Origin of the sequence: Frankia sp. AgKG'84/4 (assembly GCF_023242965.2) — a bacterium.
Lineage (GTDB): Bacteria > Actinomycetota > Actinomycetes > Frankiales > Frankiaceae > Frankia.
The window spans coordinates 21,377-27,947 of the sequence record NZ_JALKFU020000016.1 but is presented as its reverse complement, the minus strand read 5'-3'; the positions used below and the strand labels follow the sequence as shown (position 1 = coordinate 27,947).

General features: G+C 69.3%; 3 protein-coding genes. 2 read left to right on the top strand and 1 reads right to left on the bottom strand.

Translation table 11 applies throughout. The annotated features are described in order from the left end of the window. Window positions 1-36 precede the first annotated feature (36 nt). Window positions 37-2,250, bottom strand: a complete 2,214-nt coding sequence (locus tag MXD58_RS02880) for a (Fe-S)-binding protein (protein WP_248841239.1) — start codon at window positions 2,248-2,250, stop codon at window positions 37-39. Window positions 2,251-2,865: 615 nt separating this feature from the next. Between MXD58_RS02880 and MXD58_RS02875 the strand changes: the two genes are divergently transcribed. Both MXD58_RS02875 and dnaK read left to right on the top strand, forming a co-directional pair. Further along, entirely contained in the window at window positions 2,866-4,083 is a 1,218-nt protein-coding gene (locus MXD58_RS02875; RefSeq protein WP_250609017.1) for a nuclease-related domain-containing protein, read from the top strand. 617 nt (window positions 4,084-4,700) lie between these two features. Next, complete coding sequence (gene dnaK, locus MXD58_RS02870; protein ID WP_248841237.1) at window positions 4,701-6,530, top strand: molecular chaperone DnaK; 1,830 nt, start codon at window positions 4,701-4,703, stop codon at window positions 6,528-6,530. Window positions 6,531-6,571: the final 41 nt, after the last annotated feature.

Genomic DNA, 6,571 nt, shown 5'->3' with positions numbered 1-6,571 from the left:
GCGGGGTTGCGGGGGCGGGGTCGCGGGGGCGGCTCGCTAGGCCACCGGCTCGGCGGGCGCAGGCTCGGCCGGGGTCGCCGGCGCGAGGGAGCGGGCGAGCAGCTGGGACACGTCGAGCACCTCGACGCTGTCCTTCGCCTCACCGGCGAGCTTCTTCTCGGTCACCGCGTCGGTGAGCATCACGATGCAGAACGGGCAGGCCGTCGACACGACGTCCGGGTCGAGGCCGAGGGCCTCCTCCATCCGGTCGACGTTGACCCGCTTGCCGATCTTCTCCTCCATCCACATCCGCGCGCCGCCGGCGCCGCAGCAGAAACCGCGTTCCTTGCAGCGGTGCATCTCCTGCCCGCGGAGGCCCGGGATGGCCTCGAGGATCTCCCGCGGCGGCGTGTAGACCTTGTTGTGCCGGCCGAGGAAGCACGGGTCGTGGTACGTCACCGACGACTCGATCGGTGTCACCGGCACCAGCTTGCGCTCCTCGACGAGCTTGCCGAGCAGCTGGGTGTGGTGGACGACCTCGTAGGTCCCGCCGAGCTCGGAGTACTCGCGGGCGAGACTGTTGAAGCAGTGCGGGCAGGTCGCGACGATCTTCTTGACCTTGGCCGCGTTCAGGATCTCGATGTTCGCCTTGGCGATCTCCTGGTACAGGTACTCGTTGCCGAGCCGGCGAGCCGGGTCACCGGTGCAGGACTCGTTCGTGCCGAGGATGGCGAACTCGACGCCCGCGGTGTGCAGCAGCTCGGCGAAGGCCCGGGCGACCTTCTTGGCCCGGTCCTCGATCGCGCCGGCGCAGCCGACCCAGTACAGGTACTCGACGTCGTCGGGAATCTCCTCGCCGTCGTCGAGGACGCGGACCTCGAACGGCAGGCCCTGGGTCCACTCGGTCCGGGTGCGCTGCGAGACGCCCCAGGGGTTGCCGTTGTTCTCCAGGTTGCGCAGCATCACGCCGGCCTCGGACGGGAACGCCGACTCGATCATCACCTGGTAGCGGCGCATGTCGACGATGTGGTCGACGTGCTCGATGTCCACCGGGCACTGCTCGACGCAGGCACCGCAGTTGGTGCAGGACCACAGCACGTCGGGGTCGATGACCCCGCCCTCCTCGGCGGTGCCGACGAGCGGGCGGTCGACCTGCGGCTGGCCCGGCTGCGGCACCCGGCCGAACCCGGACTCGGGCACGCCGTGGTGACCGTGGCCCGCGTCCTCCTCGACCCCGGTGACCGCCTTCGGCGCCTCGTCCCCTTCTCCCTCACCGGCGCCCTTGGTGGCCAGCAGGTAGGGAGCCTTGGCGAACAGGTGGTCACGAAGATCCATGATGAGCAGCTTCGGCGACAGCGGCTTGCCGGTGTTCCAGGCCGGGCACTGGCTCTGGCAACGCCCGCACTCGGTGCAGGTGGCGAAGTCGAGCATCGCCTTCCAGGTGAAGTCCTCGACCTTGCCGACACCGACCAGCGGCTCCTCCTCCTCCATCAGCTTCTCGATGTCGGGGGTGGTGGCCAGCGGGCCGAGCGCGGCGGGCTGACGCTTGAGCACGACGTTGATCGGGGCCAGACCGATGTGCAGGTGCTTCGAGTACACGACCAGCACCGAGAAGCCCATGATGACCGCGATGTTGAGCAGCAGGAACGCCGTCTCGATGTCCTCGTTGACGTCGTGGGAGAGGCCGGAGAACGCGCGGCTGACGACGTACGAGGCGAAGGCCCATTTCGTCTGGCCCTGCGGCAGGTTTCCCGTGTTCCACTGGGCGCCGCGATAGATCAACAGGGTCCCGACCACGGCGGTGATCAGGCCGAGGATGACCCAGGCCGGGCCGGTGTGGGAACCGTAGAAGCGGGACTTGCGCTCCAGCCGGGCCGGGGCGTTGCGGAACCGGATGACGGTGAAGGCCGCCAGGCCCGCGAGGACCGCGACGGAGAAGAAGTCCTCCAGGAAGCCGATCGCCGCCCAGTGGCCGAACAGCGGGATGTGGAAGTCGTCGTCGAACAGCCCGCCGTAGGCCTCGATGACCGTGAGCAGCAGGATCGTGAAGCCCCAGAAGGTGAACAGGTGGGCCACACCCGGGACCGACCACTTCAGCAGCTTGCGCTGGCCACCGACCTCGCTGATCTCGGTCCAGACACGGCGCGGCAGGTCATCCAGCCGGCCTTCGACGGGCTGGCCCGACCGGATCAACCGGAAGAGCCAGAAGACCCGGCGGCCGGCAACCGCGAGAGCGATCAGCGTGATCGCTCCACCGATCGCAATTCTCACAGCATCCTCCATCTGGGCCCGCCAACTGGGGCGAGCCTACTCGTACTGGCCGGTAACAAAGGGTGCGAGTGAGTTGCGCCACCCGGTGCCGTAGCTCGCGTGAATTCGCCATCCACATTCGCCGTGCGCCCGTCGGAGCCACCTCGAAGCTGCCGCCACGCTCATCCGAAGGCGCACGACGGGCAACCGCGGGACCCTGAAGGGACACCCCTCGCCCTCGACCCTGCCACGACGTGGTCCAAGCGGCCCGACCTAGGGGGTCCGAAGGTCCGATCACCCGCATACGGCAAGCGCGACTGCTACTTTCAGTGGCAGACACCCAACCGACGCGCAACGCCGCGCACCGTCACGACTACCGCGATGTGCCTGCACCGCCCGCCCGCGCTGCCTGCGGCGAAGCCACCCAGTCGATGATGTCAAGCCTTGCGCTGCAAGGACAATCGACGCACCATGGGTCGGTCTTTCGCCTACGGTAACTGGGCGATCGGACACTCCCGTGGTGCTGGTTCGAGGAGCAGCGCGGGCCTGGTGCCAGCGGTGCCGCGACGATGCCTGGCGTGCCCGGCGCGGACGGGCCCTACCCACGTTGACGACCCTGCGAGCATGGTGGGCACGATGGCGACGATCACCCGGCCGACGATGACCCGAGTCGGCCGTCCTGGACACTCCCTGCAGACCGAGTACCAGCGGGCCCGGGAGAACCAGGCGCTGGTCCGGCGCGACCGGCTGGCCCGGCAGGTGCCCCGCATCGCGGTGCGCGCAGCAGTGGTCGGGCTCGTTCTCGCGCTCGTGATCGCTTTCGGGCTGGGCCAGCCCGCCGTCGCGATCGCCGTCTTCTTCCTGGTGTTCCTGGCCTGGCCGGCCGGCATCGTCGCAGCGTCCTTCGGCACCGCCCCGGACATCGAGTTCCTGCGGGAGGGCGCCGAGGCCGAGCGGAAGACCGCCAAGGCCATCGCCCGCCTGCGTCGCCACGGCTACCTCATCCTCCACGACCGGGCCGTGCCGTACTCCGAGGCAACCATCGGCCATCTGCTGGTCGGGCCCGGCGGGGTGATGGTGCTCGGCAGCGACAACAGCAAGGGCACGGTGCGGTACACCAAAGGCGGCGCGGTCTGCGACGGCGAGTCGCTCAAGCCCGTCATCGACCGGGCATCGTGGCTGGGCGGCGAGGTCCGCAACCAGATCCGCGCCGCACTGCCGATGCTCAAGATCCCGGTCATCCCGGTGCTGGTGATGGTCGAGGCCAACGTGCTGTGGAGCGACGGCGCGCTCGATGGCGTGACGATCATCAGCATGAAGGACGTCGCCAACTTCATCCGCAAGAAGCCCGGTCGGCTCAATCCGGGTGAGGTGCGCCAGATCATCGCCGCCTCCGAGCGCCTGTTCCCGGCCTTCTCCGCCAACCGGCTCGCCGACGAGGTCACCGTCGACCGCGACCAGTGGCTGGCGTTGATGGACGCGCTGCGGACCATCCGCGAGCGCGACGGTGACGCCAGCGAGCTGCTCGACCGGCTCGCCCAGATCGAGGCCGACCTCGGCCGGCAGGCCGACGTGGGCACCCGGGCCGGCATGCCGCTGGCCGTGCCCGCGACCCCACCGACCGCCGCGGCGACCGCGGCCCCCGCGTCGTCCGAGCAGCCCCCAGCCGACGCCGGCCCGATCAGCTCGATCGGCCCGACGCCCGCCCCGGACTCCATCGCCCGCCCACGTCGCGGCCGCATCCTGGCCGCCGTGCGCCCGCCGCGGGAGACGGCCGAACCAGCCGATTCCGACGCCGCGCAGGAGCGACCGGCCGAGCCGCCGAAGGGCGACCCGCCCGCCGCCGGAGCCTGACCCGTCGTCCCCCGCGGCACGGCCCCGGTCCCCTTGGCGGCTCCGGTGGCCGGATTGCCCCTGAGGGGACCGGGGGCGCAACTCACTGGTCTCTCTCCAGGGCTCGGTGTCCGGATCAGCCGCGCGGAGGCACCGGTCGCGCTGCCGTCTGGTCGCGTTGGCGGATCCGGCGGGGGCGAAATGTCGCCCAGTAGGAGCCACCCAGCCGCCGTCCGGCGCGTTCCCCACGCCACGTAGCCAGCACGGTGGGCGAGATCTGCCAGCGGCTGTTCAGGTCCTGCTCGCCGACGCCAGGATCCGTCCTGGCGCCCTGGCAGGGCACGGCCCGATAGCAGCCCAAAGCCCAGCGTCAGGCCCGAGCCGGTATCGCGGGCCCCGGCGTCACGGGGATGGGTTGGCGATCAATGAAGCTGAGCGTGAGCGACTCAATTCTGCGCGATCTCGCTCCGAGTCGACTCCTGAGTCAGGTAGACTCAACATATCGAGACGTCCTAGCGTTGGTGGGACCGACCTTCCGAGTGACCTCGGCGGCCGGTCCCACCGAGAGTTTTCATCCCCACAGGGTCGGCACGCACGCACTCCTGGCGGCGCCGACATGGATCGAGAGGCACACAGACATGGCACGAGCGGTCGGCATCGACCTCGGCACCACGAACTCCGTCGTGAGCGTGCTCGAGGGCGGTGAACCCACGGTGATCGCCAACGCCGAGGGCTCCCGGACGACCCCGTCGGTCGTGGCCTTCGCGAAGAACGGCGAGGTCCTGGTCGGCGAGGTCGCCAAGCGTCAGGCAGTCACCAACGTCGAGCGCACCATCCGGTCGGTCAAGCGCCACATGGGCACCGACTGGAAGATGACGGTCGATGCCAAGGAGCTCACTCCGCAGGAGATCAGCGCCTTCATCCTGCAGAAGCTCAAGCGGGACGCCGAGTCCTACCTCGGCGAGCCGGTCGCGGACGCGGTCATCACCGTCCCGGCCTACTTCGACGACGCGCAGCGCCAGGCCACCACCGAGGCCGGCACGATCGCGGGGCTCAACGTCCTGCGGATCGTCAACGAGCCGACCGCGGCGGCGCTCGCCTATGGCCTGGACAAGGGCGAGAAGGAACAAACCATCCTGGTCTTCGACCTCGGTGGCGGCACCTTCGACGTTTCCCTGCTCGAGATCGGCGACGGTGTGGTCGAGGTGAAGTCGACCTCCGGCGACACCAAGCTCGGCGGTGACGACTGGGACCAGCGGGTCACCGATCACCTGATCAAGACCTTCAACGGTCAGCACGGGGTCGATCTCGGCAAGGACAAGATGGCTCTCCAGCGTCTGCGGGAAGCAGCCGAGAAGGCCAAGATCGAGCTTTCCCAGTCCAGCCAGACCACGATCAACCTGCCCTACATCACCGCGTCGGCCGACGGCCCGCTGCACCTCGACGTCTCGCTGTCGCGCGCCGAGTTCCAGCGCATGACCTCCGACCTCATCGACCGCTGCAAGCACCCCTTCCAGCAGGCCGTGAAGGACGCGAACATCAAGGTCAGCGACATCGACCACGTCGTGCTCGTCGGCGGCTCGACCCGGATGCCGGCCGTCGTCGACCTGGTCCGCGACCTCACCGGCGGCAAGGAGCCCAACAAGGGCGTCAACCCGGACGAGGTCGTCGCCGTCGGCGCCTCCCTGCAGGCCGGCGTGCTCAAGGGTGAGGTCAAGGACGTCCTGCTCCTCGACGTGACCCCGCTGTCCCTGGGCATCGAGACGAAGGGGGGAATCATGACCAAGCTCATCGAGCGGAACACCACGATTCCCACCAAGCGCTCGGAGATCTTCACCACCGCCGAGGACAGCCAGCCCTCCGTGCAGATCCAGGTCTTCCAGGGTGAACGCGAGATGGCCGCGTACAACAAGAAGCTCGGCATGTTCGAGCTGACCGGCCTGCCGCCCGCCCCTCGCGGGCTGCCCCAGATCGAGGTCACCTTCGATATCGACGCGAACGGCATCGTGCACGTGTCCGCCAAGGACCTGGGCACGGGCAAGGAGCAGTCGATGACCATCACCGGTGGCTCCGCGCTGCCGCGCGACGACATCGACCGCATGGTCCGCGACGCGGAGCAGTACGCCGAGGAGGACCGTCAGCGCCGCGACGAGGCCGAGACCCGCAACAAGGCCGAGACCCTCGTCTACTCGACCGAGCGTTTCCTCGCCGAGAACGGCGACAAGATCGACGCCACCGTCAAGTCGGACGTGGAGGAGAAGCTCAGCACTCTACGCGGTGCCGTCGGCGGCACCGACACGGCCGCGATCCGCGAGGCCGCCGATGCCCTGGCCGCGGCGAGCCAGGCGATGGGCCAGGCGATGTACGAGCAGGCGGCGCAGGACGGTGCGGGTGCGCCCGGTACCGGTGGTCCGGCCGAGGACGACGTGGTCGACGCCGAGATCGTGGATGAAGAGGACAAGAAGTGACCTCCGGCCAGTCCGGCGACTGGTGGGCCGGCCGAGACGAC

Coding starts and splice junctions, on each gene's coding strand:
- MXD58_RS02875 (WP_250609017.1), top strand. CDS start 2,866: ATGGCGACGATCACCCGGCCGACGATGACCCGAGTCGGCCGTCCTGGA.
- dnaK (WP_248841237.1), top strand. CDS start 4,701: ATGGCACGAGCGGTCGGCATCGACCTCGGCACCACGAACTCCGTCGTG.